Annotated in this window: 12 protein-coding genes; 9 read left to right on the top strand and 3 right to left on the bottom strand. The window is 63.0% G+C overall.

All coding sequences use genetic code 11. The features are described 5' to 3' along the window. Positions 1-30 precede the first annotated feature (30 nt). From ybgF to serA, 7 genes are all read left to right on the top strand, one after another. The gene (ybgF, locus tag ACQZ5H_RS12805) at positions 31-1,074 is read left to right on the top strand and encodes a tol-pal system protein YbgF (protein WP_203428100.1); all 1,044 of its coding nucleotides are present in this window, start codon (positions 31-33) and stop codon (positions 1,072-1,074) included. Between the two features lie 11 nt (positions 1,075-1,085). Further along, positions 1,086-2,423 carry a tRNA lysidine(34) synthetase TilS gene (gene tilS / locus ACQZ5H_RS12800; protein WP_449097940.1) on the top strand — a complete coding sequence of 446 codons (1,338 nt, stop codon included), beginning with the start codon at positions 1,086-1,088 and terminating at the stop codon, positions 2,421-2,423. Positions 2,424-2,521: 98 nt separating this feature from the next. After that, on the top strand, positions 2,522-4,453 hold the full coding sequence (gene ftsH / locus ACQZ5H_RS12795; protein WP_112718869.1) for an ATP-dependent zinc metalloprotease FtsH: 1,932 nt from the start codon (positions 2,522-2,524) through the stop codon (positions 4,451-4,453). A 248-nt stretch (positions 4,454-4,701) separates the two neighbouring features. Beyond that, on the top strand, positions 4,702-6,054 hold the full coding sequence (gene glmM / locus ACQZ5H_RS12790) for a phosphoglucosamine mutase (protein ID WP_449097939.1): 1,353 nt from the start codon (positions 4,702-4,704) through the stop codon (positions 6,052-6,054). Between the two features lie 205 nt (positions 6,055-6,259). Continuing rightward, positions 6,260-7,099, top strand: a complete 840-nt coding sequence (locus ACQZ5H_RS12785; RefSeq protein WP_413710192.1) for an outer membrane protein — start codon at positions 6,260-6,262, stop codon at positions 7,097-7,099. A gap of 189 nt (positions 7,100-7,288) precedes the next feature. Then, on the top strand, positions 7,289-8,470 hold the full coding sequence (locus tag ACQZ5H_RS12780) for a phosphoserine transaminase (protein WP_130281936.1): 1,182 nt from the start codon (positions 7,289-7,291) through the stop codon (positions 8,468-8,470). An 85-nt stretch (positions 8,471-8,555) separates the two neighbouring features. Next, a complete protein-coding gene (gene serA, locus ACQZ5H_RS12775) occupies positions 8,556-10,151 on the top strand; it encodes a phosphoglycerate dehydrogenase (RefSeq protein ID WP_449097938.1) in 1,596 nt (531 codons plus the stop codon). A 70-nt stretch (positions 10,152-10,221) separates the two neighbouring features. Here the strand turns inward: serA and ACQZ5H_RS12770 are convergent, their stop codons facing one another. Next, entirely contained in the window at positions 10,222-10,806 is a 585-nt protein-coding gene (locus tag ACQZ5H_RS12770; protein ID WP_449097937.1) for a YidB family protein, read from the bottom strand. An 87-nt stretch (positions 10,807-10,893) separates the two neighbouring features. After that, entirely contained in the window at positions 10,894-13,107 is a 2,214-nt protein-coding gene (locus ACQZ5H_RS12765; protein WP_449097936.1) for a heavy metal translocating P-type ATPase, read from the bottom strand. Positions 13,108-13,177: 70 nt separating this feature from the next. Between ACQZ5H_RS12765 and ACQZ5H_RS12760 the strand changes: the two genes are divergently transcribed. Both ACQZ5H_RS12760 and ACQZ5H_RS12755 read left to right on the top strand, forming a co-directional pair. Further along, a complete protein-coding gene (locus tag ACQZ5H_RS12760) occupies positions 13,178-13,600 on the top strand; it encodes a MerR family transcriptional regulator (RefSeq protein WP_112718876.1) in 423 nt (140 codons plus the stop codon). 194 nt (positions 13,601-13,794) lie between these two features. Beyond that, complete coding sequence (locus ACQZ5H_RS12755) at positions 13,795-15,879, top strand: putative bifunctional diguanylate cyclase/phosphodiesterase (RefSeq protein ID WP_449097935.1); 2,085 nt, start codon at positions 13,795-13,797, stop codon at positions 15,877-15,879. On the opposite strand, the gene ACQZ5H_RS12750 is transcribed toward ACQZ5H_RS12755, so the two are convergent. Further along, positions 15,856-16,749: a LysR substrate-binding domain-containing protein gene (locus ACQZ5H_RS12750; protein ID WP_449097934.1), complete on the bottom strand. Its 894-nt coding sequence runs from the start codon at positions 16,747-16,749 to the stop codon at positions 15,856-15,858. The two genes, ACQZ5H_RS12755 and ACQZ5H_RS12750, sit on opposite strands and share 24 nt — an antisense overlap. Positions 16,750-16,845 lie beyond the last annotated feature (96 nt).

Below are 16,845 nucleotides of genomic sequence, written 5' to 3'. Positions count from 1 at the left end.
GCGAAGAATCACTGGGACAGGACGATACCTATGAAGAAATATGTCGTGGCAGGGGTGCTCTGCCTCGCGGCTGTGACGGGGACCGAGCGAGCGGCTTACTCCGCATCGTTTCTCGGTCTGAATCTTGGCGGCAAGCCCGCGCAGACCCAGGCGCAGATGCCGCCTGTCGTCAACGTGCAGAGCAGCGGCACGGAAATGCGTGTGCAGCAGCTCGAAGACCAGCTGCGTCAGCTGAACGGCCGCATCGAAGAGATGAGCTACCAGATCCTGCAGATGCAGGAATCGCTCCGCAAGACGCAGGAAGACAACGAATTCCGCTTCCAGCAGCTCGAAAAGGGCGGTGGTGGCGGTGGTGGCGGCGGCTCGATGGGCGGCAGCACCAAGGGCACCAAGAAGAGCGAGGCAGACGTTCCTCCCGCATCCACGAACCAAGCGCAGGCCGGTTCGCAGGGGCAGGGCGGTGACGACGTCGCAACGATCATCCAAGCACCGCAGGGAGCCGAAACGGCTCCCTCCAACGACGTGCCGTCGAACAGCGGTCTCGGCCAGCCGCCGCAGCAGCTCGGCTCGATGGATTTCGACCAGAACGGCAACCCGGTCGGCGGGACGGTCAATCCGGGCGCCGAAGTCGGTTCCGCGCCGCTGCCGCCTCCGGGCGCCGGTACCTCGTCGCAGCAGACGGCATCGCTCGGCAGCGAGAACGACCAGTACAAGGCCGCATACGGCCATGTTCTCTCCGGCGACTATGCGACGGCCGAACAGGAATTCACGCAGTATATCGCCCAGTACCCAGGCAGCGCCCGCGCTGCCGACGCCAACTTCTGGCTTGGTGAAGCGCTTTATTCGCAGGGCAAGTTCAACGAGGCCGCCAAGACCTTCCTGAACGCGCATCAGAAATACGGTTCTTCCGAGAAGGCGCCGGAAATGCTGCTGAAGCTCGGCATGTCGCTTGCCGCTCTGGATAATACCGACACGGCCTGCGCAACGCTCAAGGAAGTGACCCGCCGTTATCCGAAAGCTTCGCGCGCTGTCATAAGCAAGGTCGCGAGCGAACAGAAGCGTCTCGCCTGCTAAGGGTTTCCGGCTTGTCTCCGGAAATCCCCCTGTCGCCCGAGGCAGCGGTCAGCCGCTTTCTCCAATCGCTTGCCGAACCCGCGCGCATTCTCGTCGCGATTTCAGGGGGCAGCGATTCCACCGGGCTTCTCGTCGCGCTTGCCGAAGCCGTCAAAGCCGATCCCCATTCGAAATTTTCCCTCTGCGCTGCAACGGTCGATCACGACCTGCGCGCCGGATCGGCGGATGAGGCGCGCGATGTCGCTGCTCTCTGCCAATCGCTTTCCATCCCCCACCGGATCGCTGTCTGGCACGGCGCCAAGCCGAAATCCGGCATTATGGCTGCCGCCCGCGAGGCGCGGTATGCGCTGCTCGCCGCAACCGCTGCCGGGTTCGGCGCCGATCTCGTCGTCACGGCCCATACGCTCGACGATCAGCGGGAAACCCTGATCATGCGTGGCAAGCGTGGCTCCGCCGGCGACCTAGATACGGGCATTGCCGATGCGGTGCTGTTCGACCGCTCCATCTGGATCGCCCGGCCGCTGCTTGCGAGCACGCGGGGCGATATCCGACGTTTTCTCACGTCTCGCGGTGTCGGCTGGTCGGATGATCCCAGCAATGACGACATGAAGTATGAGCGGGTCCAGACGCGTGCGGCGATGCCTGCCGATGCTGTGGCTCGCCAATTGCCGCAGCCGGAAGGCCGCGCAGCGCTCGCAGATGCAGCGGCGGATTGGCTGACGGAATATTTCACTCTTTGCGCCCCAGGTCTCGGGCGCATCGCGATCGAAAGCATCGCGATCGGCAATCCGGCATTCGCCTATGCGCTCGGCCGTCTTGGTGCGGTCTTCGGCGGGCAGTCTTTCGTGATGGGCGCGCAATCGCTGCAGCGGCTTTTGACTTTCCTTGGGACCGGCGAGCCGGGGAGGGTGACGGCAGGCCGCGTCGTCTTCGACAAGCGCCGTGATGGCCTCTATTTCAGCCGCGAAGACCGCGGCATCTTGCCACTCTCTCTGTCTCCCGGCGCGAGCGGCATCTGGGATGGGCGGTTCCGCGTCGTCAACGGTGCGAGCTTCCCGGTCAGGATCGAAAAAATCGGCGGTATCGCTGCCGAAAAGCCGTCCGAAAGCCGCCTGCCGAAATCGGCGTTGAAGCGTGCCCTCGCCGCCCAGCCGGCGATCTTTCCAGCGGATGACGCAAATGTGTCCGGAGCATTTTTGGGCGCCGTGGCGCTCGAACCGTATTTTGCGCCGTTCGACCGCTTTTTGACACGATTCGACTTCATTTTCGCCGGGCGCCTGACGGCGGCATTTGGAACACGCCCCTATCCAACGCTGCCTTTAGGACTTATTGACGGAAAAACCACCTGACGCAGGGGATCGCCTTGGCAACGGCACAGCGCAACCCTATGTTAGAGTTCAAATAAGACGGCCGCCAAACGGCGGCTGTTCCAGTGCTGGGGAGTTCAATGAACCCTAACTTACGTAATTTCGCCTTGTGGGCGATCATAGCGCTTCTGCTGATCGCCCTTTTCAGCATGTTCCAGACGACGCCGGCACAGACCAGCTCGCGCGAAATCCCTTATTCGCAGTTCCTGCGTGAGGTGGATGCGGGCCGTGTCAAGGAAGTCGTGGTCACGGGCAACCGTGTCTCCGGAAGCTATGTTGAAAATGGCACCACCTTCCAGACCTATTCGCCTGTGATCGACGACAGCCTGCTGGACCGCCTGCAGACCAAGAACGTCCTGGTTTCGGCCCGTCCGGAAACCGACGGTTCTTCCGGCTTCCTGAGCTATCTCGGCACGCTGCTGCCGATGCTCTTGATCCTCGGCGTCTGGTTGTTCTTCATGCGTCAGATGCAGGGTGGCTCGCGCGGCGCGATGGGCTTCGGCAAGTCCAAGGCCAAGCTTCTGACCGAAGCGCATGGCCGCGTGACTTTCGAAGACGTCGCTGGCGTCGACGAAGCCAAGCAGGACCTTGAGGAAATCGTCGAATTCCTGCGTGACCCGCAGAAGTTCCAGCGTCTCGGCGGCAAGATCCCGCGCGGCGTTCTGCTCGTCGGCCCTCCCGGTACCGGTAAGACGCTGCTGGCGCGCTCCGTTGCGGGCGAAGCCAACGTTCCGTTCTTCACGATCTCTGGTTCCGATTTCGTCGAAATGTTTGTCGGCGTCGGTGCAAGCCGCGTCCGCGACATGTTCGAGCAGGCCAAGAAGAATGCGCCCTGCATCATCTTCATCGACGAAATCGACGCCGTCGGCCGCCATCGTGGCGCCGGTCTCGGCGGCGGTAACGACGAACGCGAACAGACGCTCAACCAGCTCCTCGTCGAGATGGACGGCTTCGAAGCCAATGAAGGCATCATCCTGATCGCAGCGACTAACCGTCCTGACGTTCTAGATCCCGCGCTGCTGCGTCCGGGCCGTTTCGACCGCCAGGTCGTGGTTCCGAACCCCGATATCGTCGGCCGCGAACGCATCCTGAAGGTTCATGCCCGCAATGTTCCGCTGGCTCCGAATGTCGATCTGAAGACGCTGGCGCGCGGTACGCCCGGTTTCTCCGGTGCCGACCTGATGAACCTCGTCAACGAAGCTGCCCTGATGGCCGCACGCCGCAACAAGCGCGTCGTCACCATGCAGGAATTCGAAGACGCCAAGGACAAGATCATGATGGGCGCCGAGCGCCGCTCTTCGGCGATGACCGAGGCGGAAAAGAAGCTCACGGCCTATCACGAAGCCGGTCACGCGATCACGGCGCTCAAGGTCGCCGTCGCCGATCCGCTGCACAAGGCAACGATCATTCCGCGCGGCCGGGCTCTCGGCATGGTCATGCAGCTTCCCGAGGGCGACCGCTACTCGATGAGCTATAAGTGGATGGTCTCGCGTCTCGTGATCATGATGGGCGGCCGTATCGCTGAGGAACTGACCTTTGGCAAGGAGAACATCACCTCGGGTGCGTCCTCCGATATCGAGCAGGCCACCAAGCTTGCCCGCGCCATGGTCACCCAGTGGGGCTTCTCCGACGTGCTCGGCCAGGTCGCCTATGGTGAAAACCAGCAGGAAGTCTTCCTCGGCCATTCGGTTTCGCAGTCGAAGAACGTCTCCGAAGCGACGGCCCAGAAGATCGACAGCGAAGTGCGCCGTCTGATCGAGGACGCCTATACCGAGGCCCGCCAGATCCTGACCGACAATCACGATGAATTCGTCGCGATTGCCGAAGGCCTGCTGGAATACGAAACGCTGACCGGCGAAGAGATCAAGGCGCTTATCCGCGGCGAAAAGCCGGCGCGCGATCTTGGCGACGATACGCCGCCGAGCCGTGGCTCGGCCGTTCCGAAGGCTGGCGCTCGTCCGGCGTCGAAGGGCGATGAGGCCGAAGGTGGCCTCGAGCCGCAGCCGCATTGACCGAAAGTACAACGGACTAAGCTTAAGAGAGGCCGGGTTTCCCCAGGAAATCCGGCCTTTTCTGTGCAGTAACGCGATATAATCGGTTTTCGTCGTAATTGACGTGATGGCGCCTGCGTTTTGTGGCATGCCGCTATCATGAGCAGGCTGCATCAATGGATTTCGAGCGAGTTGATTCGCTCCCGCAGCCGGGAATTGCTTGGCACATGGCGCCGTCTTCTTGGCGCGCCGGAAGCATAGGGGTACATATGAAAAGACGTTACTTCGGCACGGACGGCATTCGCGGCCAGTCGAACATCTTCCCGATGACGCCGGATCTGGCGATGCGGGTCGGCATCGCAGTCGGCACCATCTTCCGCCGCGGCAGCCACCGCCACCGCGTCGTCATCGGCAAGGATACCCGCCTTTCCGGTTACATGCTGGAGAATGCGATGGTCGCAGGCTTCACCGCCGCCGGCATCGACGCCTTCGTTCTCGGCCCGATCCCGACGCCGGCTGTCGCCATGCTGACGCGCTCGCTGCGCGCCGATATCGGCGTGATGATCTCGGCCTCGCACAACCCCTACGAAGACAACGGCATCAAGCTTTTCGGCCCTGACGGCTACAAGCTTTCCGACGACATCGAGCAGCAGATCGAAGAGCTGCTCGAGAAGGACCTTTCCGGCCAACTTGCCAAGTCTGACGACATCGGTCGCGCCAAGCGCATCGACGGCGTTCACGACCGCTATATCGAGCATGCCAAGCGCACGCTGCCGCGCGACGTGACGCTGCAGGGCCTGAGGATCGCCATCGACTGCGCCAATGGCGCTGCCTACAAGGTCGCTCCGGCCGCGCTCTGGGAACTCGGCGCCGATGTCGTGACGATCGGCAACGAACCGAACGGTACGAACATCAATCTCAATTGCGGTTCGACGAGCCCGGTCGCCCTGCAGAAGAAGGTCGATGAAGTGCGCGCCGATATCGGCATCGCGCTCGATGGCGATGCGGATCGCGTGATCATCGTCGATGAAAACGGCGCAATCGTCGACGGCGATCAGCTGATGGCCGTCATCGCCGAAAGCTGGGCCGACAGCCAGCAGCTGCGCGGCAACGGCATCGTCGCCACCGTGATGTCCAATCTCGGCCTGGAACGTTTCCTGGAAGACAAGGGCATGAACCTTGCCCGCACCAAGGTCGGCGATCGCTATGTCGTCGAGCATATGCGCCAGCACAATTACAATGTTGGCGGCGAACAGTCCGGCCATATCGTCATGTCCGACTACGGCACGACGGGCGACGGTCTCGTGGCTGCCCTGCAGATCCTGGCGGCCGTGAAGCGGACCGGTAAGACGGTCAGCGAGATCTGCCGCCGGTTCGAGCCGGTGCCGCAGCTGCTGCGCAATGTCCGGATCTCCGGCGGCAAGCCGCTCGAGGATATCCATGTGCAGAAGGCGATCGCCGATGCGGAAGCCGAGCTCGCCAAGAACGGCCGCCTCGTCATCCGCCCCTCCGGCACCGAGCCGCTGATCCGCGTCATGGCCGAAGGCGACGACCGCGCCCAGATCGAGCGCATCGTCAACGACCTGATCGGGACGATCTCGAACGTGCGCAGCGCGGCCTAAGAAGAAGCGCTCCAGCCAATCATGAAGCCGGTGCTTTCAGCGCCGGCTTTTTCTTTGCGCCACAGACTATGGTGAGCGATCCCTGAAGAAACACGGTAAATATTCGTAGTTAAGCGGGTTTTAACGTTTCCCGTTCATTATCCAAACAAAGCGTATCAGATTGGCAGGCGCGTGCCGGGCCAATGTAACTTCTTTGGAGTGGATCATGAAAAGAAGCTTGGCCGGCATCTTCGCCGCACTGCTGATGACATCGAATGCACTGGCGGCCGATCTCGCTCCTGTCGAGCCGGTCCCGGAAATGCCGCCGGAAGTCACGGTCACGGAAACGACCGGCTGGTATCTGCGCGGTGACGTCGGCTACGGCTTCACCGATCTGCGCGGCGCCCGCTATTTCCAGGGCAGCAATGACAACGAAGTTGATTTCACCAGCGCCGATCTTCGCGACAGCTTCACCGTCGGCGGCGGTGTCGGTTACCAGGTCAACAACTACCTGCGCACCGATCTGACGCTGGATTACCTGACCAAGGCTGACTTCCACGGTTCGACCACGGGCGAGTGCGGCTCGCCGCTCGAGCCTTGCACGTCGAGCGATCGTTCGTCGCTGAGCGCCTGGAACCTGATGGCCAACGCCTATGTCGATCTCGGCACCTACGGCATCTTCACGCCTTACGCCGGTGCCGGTATCGGTGGCTCCTACGTCAAGTGGAACAACCTCCGCAACGTCGCCTGCCAGGACGACGGCGGCGGTTGCGATGACGAAGTTACGCATAACGGCAAGGGCAACTGGCGCTTCAGCTACGCTCTGATGGCCGGTACCTCCATCGACGTCAGCTGCAACGTCAAGGCCGACCTCGGCTACCGCTTCCTGCATGTCAACGGCGGCAGCATGTTCGGCTACGCTGAAAACGGCGGCCCGGGCCGTGACAAGGGCTTCAACGTCCACGAAGTCCGCGCCGGTGCCCGTTACCTCTTCGGCGGTTGCCAGGAGCCCGTTGCCTACGAACCCGCTCCGGCGATCCCGCTGCAGCAGCCGGTTTACAAGTAATCGGATCGAGACTGATTTGCGAAAGCCGCCTTCGGGCGGCTTTTTGCATTTGTGGCCATCCGTCGCGCCTGCGTCAAAAAATCCTCAGGCTGCGACACTTCTCCGTTGACCATAACGGGCGACGTCTGTATCTACGGCGGCGGGACACCTCTCCCCAACGAGAGGCTAATTACCTGGAAGGGTATACATATGGCCACTGCCACCGCGAAGCCGGACGTACGTCCGAATAACACCCATTTTTCTTCTGGCCCTTGCTCGAAGCGCCCCGGTTGGTCGCTCGACGCTCTCTCCGACGCGCCTCTTGGCCGGTCGCACCGTGCGAAAGTCGGCAAGACGAAGCTGAAGCAGGCCATCGATCTTACCCGTGAAATTCTGGAAGTGCCGGCGGATTACCGCATCGGCATCGTTCCTGCCTCCGATACCGGCGCCGTTGAAATGGCGCTCTGGTCGCTGCTCGGCGAGCGCGGCGTCGACATGGTCGCCTGGGAAAGCTTTGGTGCCGGCTGGGTCACCGATGTCGTCAAGCAGCTGAAGCTGAAGGACGTGCGCAAGATTGAAGCTGGCTACGGCGAGCTGCCCGATCTCTCGACCATCGATTTCGACCGCGACGTCGTCTTCACCTGGAACGGCACCACTTCGGGCGTCCGCGTTCCGAATGCCGATTTCATCCCTGCGGACCGCAAGGGTCTTACGATCTGCGACGCGACCTCCTCGGCATTTGCCCAGGACATGGACTTCGCCAAGCTCGATGTCGTCACCTTCTCCTGGCAGAAGGTTCTCGGCGGCGAGGGCGCTCATGGCGTCATCATCCTGTCGCCGCGCGCCGTCGAGCGCCTGACGACCTATGCGCCGGCCTGGCCGCTGCCGAAGATCTTCCGCATGACCTCGGGCGGCAAGCTGATCGAGGGCATCTTCACCGGCGAGACGATCAATACGCCGTCGATGCTCTGCGTCGAGGACTATATCGATGCGCTGCTCTGGGCTCAGAAGCTCGGTGGCCTGAAGGCGCTCATGGCGCGTGCCGATGCCAATACCAAGGTCATCGCCGATTTCATCGCCGCCAATGACTGGATCGCCAACCTGGCGGTCAAGGCCGAGACGGCTTCCAACACCTCCATCTGCCTGAAGATCGTCGACAAGGATGTCGTCGCTCTTGACGCGGACGGCCAGGCGAATTTCGCCAAGGGCCTCGTCGCTCTCCTCGAAAAGGAAGGCGTCGCCTATGATATCGGCGCTTACCGAGATGCCCCGTCGGGCCTGCGCATCTGGGCCGGTGCGACGATCGAGGCATCCGACATGCAGAAGCTGATGCCGTGGCTCTCCTGGGCCTTCGAAACGCAGAAAGCTACGCTTTCCCAGGCTGCTGCCTGAGTTGATCGCATAAGGCTCCGTCTTGATGGCGGAGCCCAGCATCCCTGATTTCATCCATCGCTGAACTTTTTGAAGGAAGCCCCCAATGGCACCTCGCGTTCTCGTATCCGACGAACTGTCGGAAACCGCCGTCCAGATTTTCCGTGACCGCGGCGTCGAAGTCGATTTCCAGCCGCAGCTCGGTAAGGACAAGGACAAGCTCGCCGAAATCATCGGCAACTATGATGGTCTTGCCATCCGTTCGGCCACCAAGGCGACCGAAAAGCTGATCGCTTCGGCGACCAACCTGAAGGTCATCGGCCGCGCCGGCATCGGCGTCGACAATGTCGATATCCCGGCTGCATCGCGCCGCGGTATCATCGTCATGAACACGCCTTTCGGCAACTCGATCACCACGGCCGAACACGCCATCGCGCTGATGTTTGCCGTTGCCCGCCAGCTGCCGCAGGCCGATGCCTCGACGCAGGCCGGCAAGTGGGAAAAGTCGAAGTTCATGGGTGTCGAAATCACCGGCAAGACGCTCGGCGTCATCGGCGCCGGCAATATCGGCGGCATCGTCTGCAAGAAGGCGATCGGGCTCGGCATGCATGTCCTGGCCTATGACCCCTTCCTCTCGGCCGAGCGCGCCCAGGAAATGGGCGTCACCAAGGTCGAGCTCGACGAGCTGCTGGCCCAGGCTGATTTCATCACTCTCCACGTTCCGATGACGGACAAGACCCGCGGCATTCTCGGCAAGGAAAACCTCGCCAAGACCAAGCCCGGCGTTCGCATCATCAACTGCGCCCGTGGCGGCCTGGTCGATGAAGCAGCACTCGCCGAAGCCATCAAGTGCGGCCATGTCGCCGGTGCCGGTTTCGACGTCTTCGAAGTCGAGCCTGCCAAGGAAAGCCCGCTCTTCGGTCTGCCGAACGTCGTCTGCACGCCGCATCTCGGCGCTTCCACCACGGAAGCCCAGGAAAACGTCGCTCTGCAGGTTGCCGAGCAGATGTCGGATTACCTCGTCAAGGGTGCGGTTTCGAACGCCATCAACATGCCGTCGATCACCGCTGAAGAAGCACCGATCCTGAAGCCGTTCATCAAGCTCGCCGACGTTCTCGGCGCTTTTGTCGGCCAGGTCACCGACGAGCCGATCAAGGAAATCGAGATCCTCTATGACGGCGTCACCGCCGGCATGAACACCCGGGCACTCACCTCTGCGACGCTGGCCGGCCTGATCCGCAGCCAGGTTGCCGATGTGAACATGGTTTCGGCTCCCGTCATGATCAAGGAAAAGGGCATCGTCCTTTCCGAAGTCAAGCGCGACAAGACCGGCGTCTATGACGGCTATATCAAGCTGACGGTGAAGACAGACACGATGACGCGCTCGATCGCCGGTACCGTCTTCTCGGATGGCAAGCCGCGCTTCATCCAGATCAAGGGCATCAACCTCGACGCCGATGTCGGTTCGCACATGGTCTACATCACCAATACCGACGTTCCCGGCATGATCGGCTTTATCGGCACGACGCTCGGCTCCGCCGGCGTCAACATCGCGAACTTCCAGCTCGGACGTGACAAGCAGGGCGGCGATGCGATCGCGCTGCTCTATGTCGATGGTCCGCTGAGCGATGAAGTTCTGGCAAAGCTGACGGCCAATGCGGCGATCCGCCAGGCCAAGCCGCTGGTCTTCGCGGTCGACTGATTTTCCTCCCAGGAAGATAAAGAAAAGCCCGGCGCGGGAGACTGCGCCGGGCTTTTTTGTGCGATCGGGATCAGGCGCTGATGCTGCCCGCGTCAGGTACGCGACCCTGCGGCGTCAGACCGTCGACGGCCTGCGGCAATGTCTTCGAAAGCCGGGCGAGGAGGTCGTCCTTGTTCAGGCCGGTCGCCTTGGCGAGCTCGTCCAGAATGTCAGGGCCGAGCGCCTGGGAGAGCTGCCCGTTGTCGATCGGCTTGTTCTCTCCGGAGGAAACCCAGGAGTTTGCCGTATCGCCGAAGCCGTTCTGCTGGAAGTGATCGAGCAGCCCGCCAAGGCCGCCGCTCAGGATGCCGCCGGCCGAATTGCCCTTGAGCAGATCGCCGAGGCCGGTGCTGGCGAGACCGCCAAGCAGGCCGCCCAATCCACCAAGGCCGCCGGATTGTGTGGCGCCGCCACTATTCTCGCCGCCGAGAATGCCGCCGAGCAGGCCACCGAGGCCGCCATCGGCCTGTGCAGCCGCGCCGCCGGGTTGGGCTCCGGAGCCCTGCGGCTGCCCGCCGCCGGTCATCTCGCGCAGCGTCGCCGTGATGTTGTCGCGGTTCTGGTAGCCCGCAACGGCCAGAATGCCCAGCAATGCCATAAGACTTTTGCGATCCATGGTGTCCTCCCGCTGAAATCGCCAGGGCGCAGTCCGCCCGCGAGCGTGAATGCGCGACGGGGCAAAATGTTCCGCGGCTCCGGATTTTCAACGCGCCGGGCGCAACAGACGCAGCGCGTTGATCGTTACCAGAACAGTTGCGCCGGTGTCGGCGAGGATCGCGGGCCAGAGGCCGGTGATGCCGATGATCGTGGTGACCAGGAACACGGCCTTCAGGCCGAGCGCGATGGTGATGTTCTGGAAGATGTTGCGCATCGTCCGCTGCGAGAGCGCGATCATGGAGGCGACATCGCCAACGCGGCCGTGGAGGATCGCGGCATCGGCGGTTTCCAGCGCCACATCGGTGCCGCCGCCCATGGCAATGCCGATATCGGCAGCCGCAAGGGCGGGGGCGTCGTTGATGCCGTCGCCGACCTTGGCGACGGTGAAGCCTTCGCGCTTCAGTTCGCCGACGATCCGCTGCTTGTCTTCAGGCATCAGCTCGGCGCGCACCTCGATGCCGAGCTGCTCGCCGATCGCCTTTGCGGTGCGGGCGTTGTCGCCGGTCAGCATCACCACCTTGACGCCGCGCGCCGTCAGCGCCTTGAGCCCGGCCGCCGCATCGTCGCGGGGTTCGTCGCGCATGGCGATGACGCCGGCGATTGCGCCGTTGACGAGCAGGATCGAGACCGTCTTGCCTTGATCGTTCAGCGCCTGGATCGCGCTGTCCTGTTCCGGGCTCAGTTGTTCGCGGACTGCCGCGGGGGAGAAGAGATCGAGCTGCTCGCCTCCGACGCGGCCGGTCATGCCCTTGCCGGCAATGGCGGCGACTTCGAATGCCGGGGGCACGGGTACCTTGTCTGCCGCCGCGCGGTTGAGGATCGCCAGCGCCAGCGGATGGCTCGAGCTGCGCTCCAGCACTGCGGCGCGCGAGAGGACCTGCGCCTCGGTGAAGCTGCCGAAGGCGAGGATGTCGGTGACCTTCGGCTTTCCCTCGGTCAGGGTACCAGTCTTGTCGAGGGCCACGGCGGTGATCTTGCCGAGACCTTCCAGAACGGCGCCACCCTTCAGCAGCAGGCCGCGGCGAGCACCGGAGGAGAGCGAGGCGGCAATGGCGGCGGGGGTCGAGATGACGAGCGCGCAGGGGCAGCCGATCAGCAGGATGGCGAGGCCCTTGTAGACCCATTCGCTCCAGGCGCCACCGGCAACGAGCGGCGGCAGGATGGCGACGAGGGCGGCGACAGCGACGACACCCGGCGTATAGTAGCGCGAGAAGCGGTCGATGAAGCGCTCCGTGGGCGCCTTGGATTCCTGGGCTTCCTCGACGAGCTTGACGACGCGGGCGATGGTATTGTCGGCCGCTGCGGCGGTGACGCGAATTCTGAGCGCCGTATCGCCATTCACGGTGCCGGCGAAGACCGTATCGTCGGGGCCCTTGCGAACCGGAACGCTTTCGCCAGTCACCGGCGATTCATCGATGGCGCTTTCGCCGGAGACGATGGTGCCATCGGCGGAGATGCGGTCGCCGGGGCGCACGAGAATGATCGAGCCGACGGCGAGGGCTTCGGCGGGAACTTCGCGCGTCGCGCCGTTTTCTTCGAGCAATGCGCTCTTCGGGACCAGCGTCGTCAGTGACTGGATGCTGGCGCGGGCGCGGCCCGCCGCGACACCTTCGAGCAATTCGCCGACGAGGAAGAGGAAGACGACGGCTGCGGCTTCTTCGGCGGCATTGATGATGACGGCGCCGACGGCGGCGATGGTCATCAGCATCTCGATCGAGAAGGGCGTGCCGGCAAGCGCTGCCATGACCGCGCGCCGCGCGATCGGTATCAGGCCGATCAGCATGGCAACGGTGAAGGCATAGGCGGAGATCTGCGGCAGGAGATGGCCGGCCGCATAGGCGACTGCGAAAGCGATGCCGGACAGGATGGTGAGCTGGCCCTTGCGGCTTTTCCACCATGGACCGTCCATCGGCGCATGGTCGTGGCCGTGCAGCCCTTCGATTTCCGCGTGGTCGTGGTCATGGTCGGAATGATCGTGCCCGGCGTGGTCATGGTCGTGATGTGCGTGAGGTGACGGGGCAGGGGCGCTCTGCTTGCCGAGCGGCATGGGAACGACGGAATAGCCGAGCCCCGTTACCCGCTTTTCGATGGCGCCGAGATCGCTGCTGCCGTCGTGGCTGACGGTCATCGTGCCCGCGGTTACCGAAACGGAGACATCCTCGACGCCGGGAAGGCGGCGAATGGCCGTGTCGATCTTCGATGCGCAGGAGGCGCAATCCATGCCGCCGACGCGGTATTTTGCCTGGGATGTTTCAGCCATGATCCGGTTCCTTGTCATCTACCGGTATTCTTCCTACATCCTCTAGTGACTAGAGGTGCAAGAGGCGATCATGAAAAAAATCACTATCGGAGATGCTGCGCGTCAGAGCGGCGTCAAGGTGCCGACCATCCGGTACTACGAGGGTATCGGGTTGCTTGCCGCGCCAGTTCGCAGCGAAGGCAACCAGCGCTCCTATGAGCCCGAGGACGTCAGGCGCCTCGCCTTCATCCGCCATGCGCGCGAGCTCGGCTTCGAGGTCGATGCGATCAGAACGCTGCTGACGCTGCAGGACGATCCGCATCAATCCTGCGCCTCGGCCGATGCGATTGCCAAGGCGCGGCTGGCGGAGGTCGAGCAGCGCATCCGCAGCCTGACGGCGCTGAAGGCGGAGCTCGAGGTCATGGTCGAGGGCTGCGGGCACGGCCGCGTCGATCAGTGCCGGGTGATCGAGATCCTTGCCGATCACGGCCAGTGCACGCATCACCAGCATTGACCGGGTGCCAAGCGGCGCAAAGTAGAGATCGAACTTCCTCTATGCATCTTTTGCGCGATCCGGCGGCATAAATCTATCCGAGGCTGCTTATTAAATAAGCGATCGCACAAAGTTTATGCATCCTATCATTTTGAATTTATTCAGCTTTTTGCGTTACAACATCGCGGTCCGCTGTTTGTATCCGAAAAGACTTCATGGCCCCCACCACGACGAAGACCGATGAATTTCAAGTTCCGAACGACGACTTCCGGTCGTTGTTCGAAACCCATCCGTCACCGATGTGGGTCTATGATCCCCGGACGCTGCGCTTCCTCATCGTCAACAATGCCGCCCATGATCTCTACGGCTATTCGGCCGAGCAGTTCCGGGAAATGACCGTGCTCGACATCCGCCCGCCGGCCGAGCGCGAGCGGATGATGACGGCCGTTAAGGGGCGTACCGATATCGAGCGCGCCGAGCGCTGGACGCATCTGAAGGCGACCGGCGAGGCATTCGAGGTTCTGACCTATGGCCGGGAGGTGCGGTTCGACGGCGGCGATGCCATTCTCGCCATCGTGCAGGATCGCAGCGAGGTGAATGCCGCGCGGCGGCAGGTCACCGATACCCGCTCGCTGCTCGACAGCATCGTCGACAACCTGCCGGTCGGCGTCTTCGTCAAGGATATGGAAGACGACGGCCGTTACGTGCTGTTCAACCGGCAGAGCGCGGCGATTGCCGAAATGCCAGGGCGCGAGATCGTCGGCAAGACCGATCGCATGGTGTTCCGCGACAAGACCGGTTTCTTCCGCGAGCAGGACCGGCAGGTGCTGGATGAAGATATCACCGTGACCTTCGAAGAAACGGTGCCGAAGCGCGGCGGCGGGCACCGCCTGCTGAAGACGGTGAAGCGGGCGCTGCCGGCGGCGGAGGGCAGGGCGCGGCGTTATCTGCTTGGCATCTCGCAGGACGTGACCGAGGAGCGCGCTTTCGAGGCGAAGCTCGCGCATCTCGCCATGCATGACGCGCTGACCGGGCTGCCGAACCGTGCGGCCTTTGCCGACTTCATCGAACGGCATGCAATGGCGGCGACGGCCGAAAGCCCGATTGCACTTCTCTACCTCGATGTCGATCATTTCAAGCTCATCAATGACAGCAAGGGTCATGCGGCCGGCGATGCTCTGCTCTGCCAGGTGGCGAAACGGCTGCAGATGCTGGTCGAGGATGGCGATCTCGTCGCCCGGCTCGGCGGTGATGAGTTTGCCGTTGTACTCAAGGGCGGCGATTGCGGCCGCACCAAGCGGTTTGCCGAGCAGCTGCTTGCCGTTCTGAGCGCCCCCTTCGATCTCGATGGCAGCAACGAGCATGTGACCTGCTCGATCGGCGTGGCGCTCGCGCCACAGCAGGCGGGCGATGCCGATGTGCTGATGCGCCATGCCGACCTGGCGCTTTACGCCGCCAAGGAAAGCGGCCGCTCGACCTATCGCTTCTACGAGGCCGAGATGCGGCTGGAGGCGGAACGGCGCCACCAGCTGACGGCAGAGCTGCGCGATGCGCTAGAGATGGATCAGTTCGAGCTGTACTACCAGCCGATCGTCCAGGCTGCGACGGGGCGGCTTGCCGGGTTCGAGGCATTGATCCGCTGGCGTCATCCGGCCCGCGGGCTCGTGGCGCCGATGGAATTCATCCCGATCGCCGAGGATACCGGGCTGATCGTGCCGATCGGCGAGTGGGTGCTGCGCGAGGCCTGCCGGGCCGCGGCGTCCTGGCCGGAGCATCTGAAGATCGCCGTCAATCTCTCGGTCTGCCAGTTCCGCCACAACACGCTGCTGGCAACCGTCGTCTCGGCGCTCAGCGATAGCGGCCTGCAGCCGCAGCGGCTGGAAATCGAGATCACCGAATCCGTCTTCCTTGCCGATGTCGAGCAGAGCCTGCCGCTGCTCAGGGCGCTGAAGGAGCTCGGCATCCGCATTGCCATAGACGATTTCGGTACGGGCTATTCCTCGTTCAGCTATCTGCGTGCCTTTGCCTTCGACAAGATCAAGCTCGACCGCAGCTTCGTCGCCGGCATGGAGAGCGATCCGGGCAATCTCGCCATCATCCGCGCCGTCGCCGGTATCGGCTCCGGCTTCAACGCGGTGACGCTGGCCGAAGGGATCGAGACCGAAGAGCAGCTGGACAGGTTGCGCCAGGAAGGTTTTGCCGAGGTGCAGGGCTATCTGCTCGGCAAGCCGATGCCGCAGCGCGAGGCCGAACGGCTGATCGATGCCGAAGCGCCGCTAAAGCGCGTCGCCCACGGTTGAGATCATCGCATCAAAGGCATCCGCCGCCTTGCTGCGATAGCGCTCCTCGTGCCGCAGCAGGAAGAACGGGCGCGGCAGCGGCGTTACCGCGACTTCGGCGATCGATCCGCTCTTCAGAAACGGCGCTGCGATGCTGCGCGACATCAGCGTCGCGCCCAATCCCGCCTCGACGGCGCCGATGATCGGCTCGTTGGCGGGCATCATCAGCGCCACGTCGAGCGCCGAAAGCGTCATGCCCTTCGCCTCGATCATGCTCTCGAAGGCGTGGCGGGTGCCGGATCCCGCCTCGCGCACCACCCAGGACGTTTGTTTGAAATCGCCCACATGGCGCGGCTTGCCATCTGCCCAGGGGTGATCGCGGCCGACGATGACGATCATCTCGTCGATCGCCACCTGCCGGGCCAAGACGCCGCGCCTCTCCTCCCGCCACTCGATCAACCCGATCTCCGCCTTGCCGTTCATCACCGCATCGGCTGTGTCCGCCGTATTGCCGATTCCGACATTGAGCCTGATGCCGGGATAGCGGCTGCGATAGGCCGCGAGCTTCGGGCCCAGCCAGTGGGCGGCGACCGTCTGGCTGGTGGCGATCGACAGCTCGCCATGCATCAGGCCCGAGAGATCCATCAGCGCCGCTTCAGCCGCCCGGGCGCTCGCCAATACCTGCTGCGCCTCTTTCAGGAACAGCTGGCCGGTCTGGTTGAGAACGATCGAGCGGCCGACGCGATCGAACAGCGTCACGCCATGGCGCGTTTCCAGCGCGGTGATCGCGGCGCTGACGGCCGATTGCGTCATGTTCAGATGCTCTGCAGCCCGCGTCACATGCTGGCGGGCGGCGACTTCGACGAAGATGCGGAGCTGCTCCAAGGTCATATGTTCGATTTTATCGAATGAAATGACAATTACAATTCGTTGGAAGCGATTAATTGAGACGTTTATTCGTGATGCCAGAAAGACGAGGCAAGCGGC

The sequence above is a fragment of the Rhizobium sp. 21-4511-3d genome, assembly GCF_053522545.1.
This window is presented reverse-complemented; position numbering and strand designations above follow the sequence as displayed.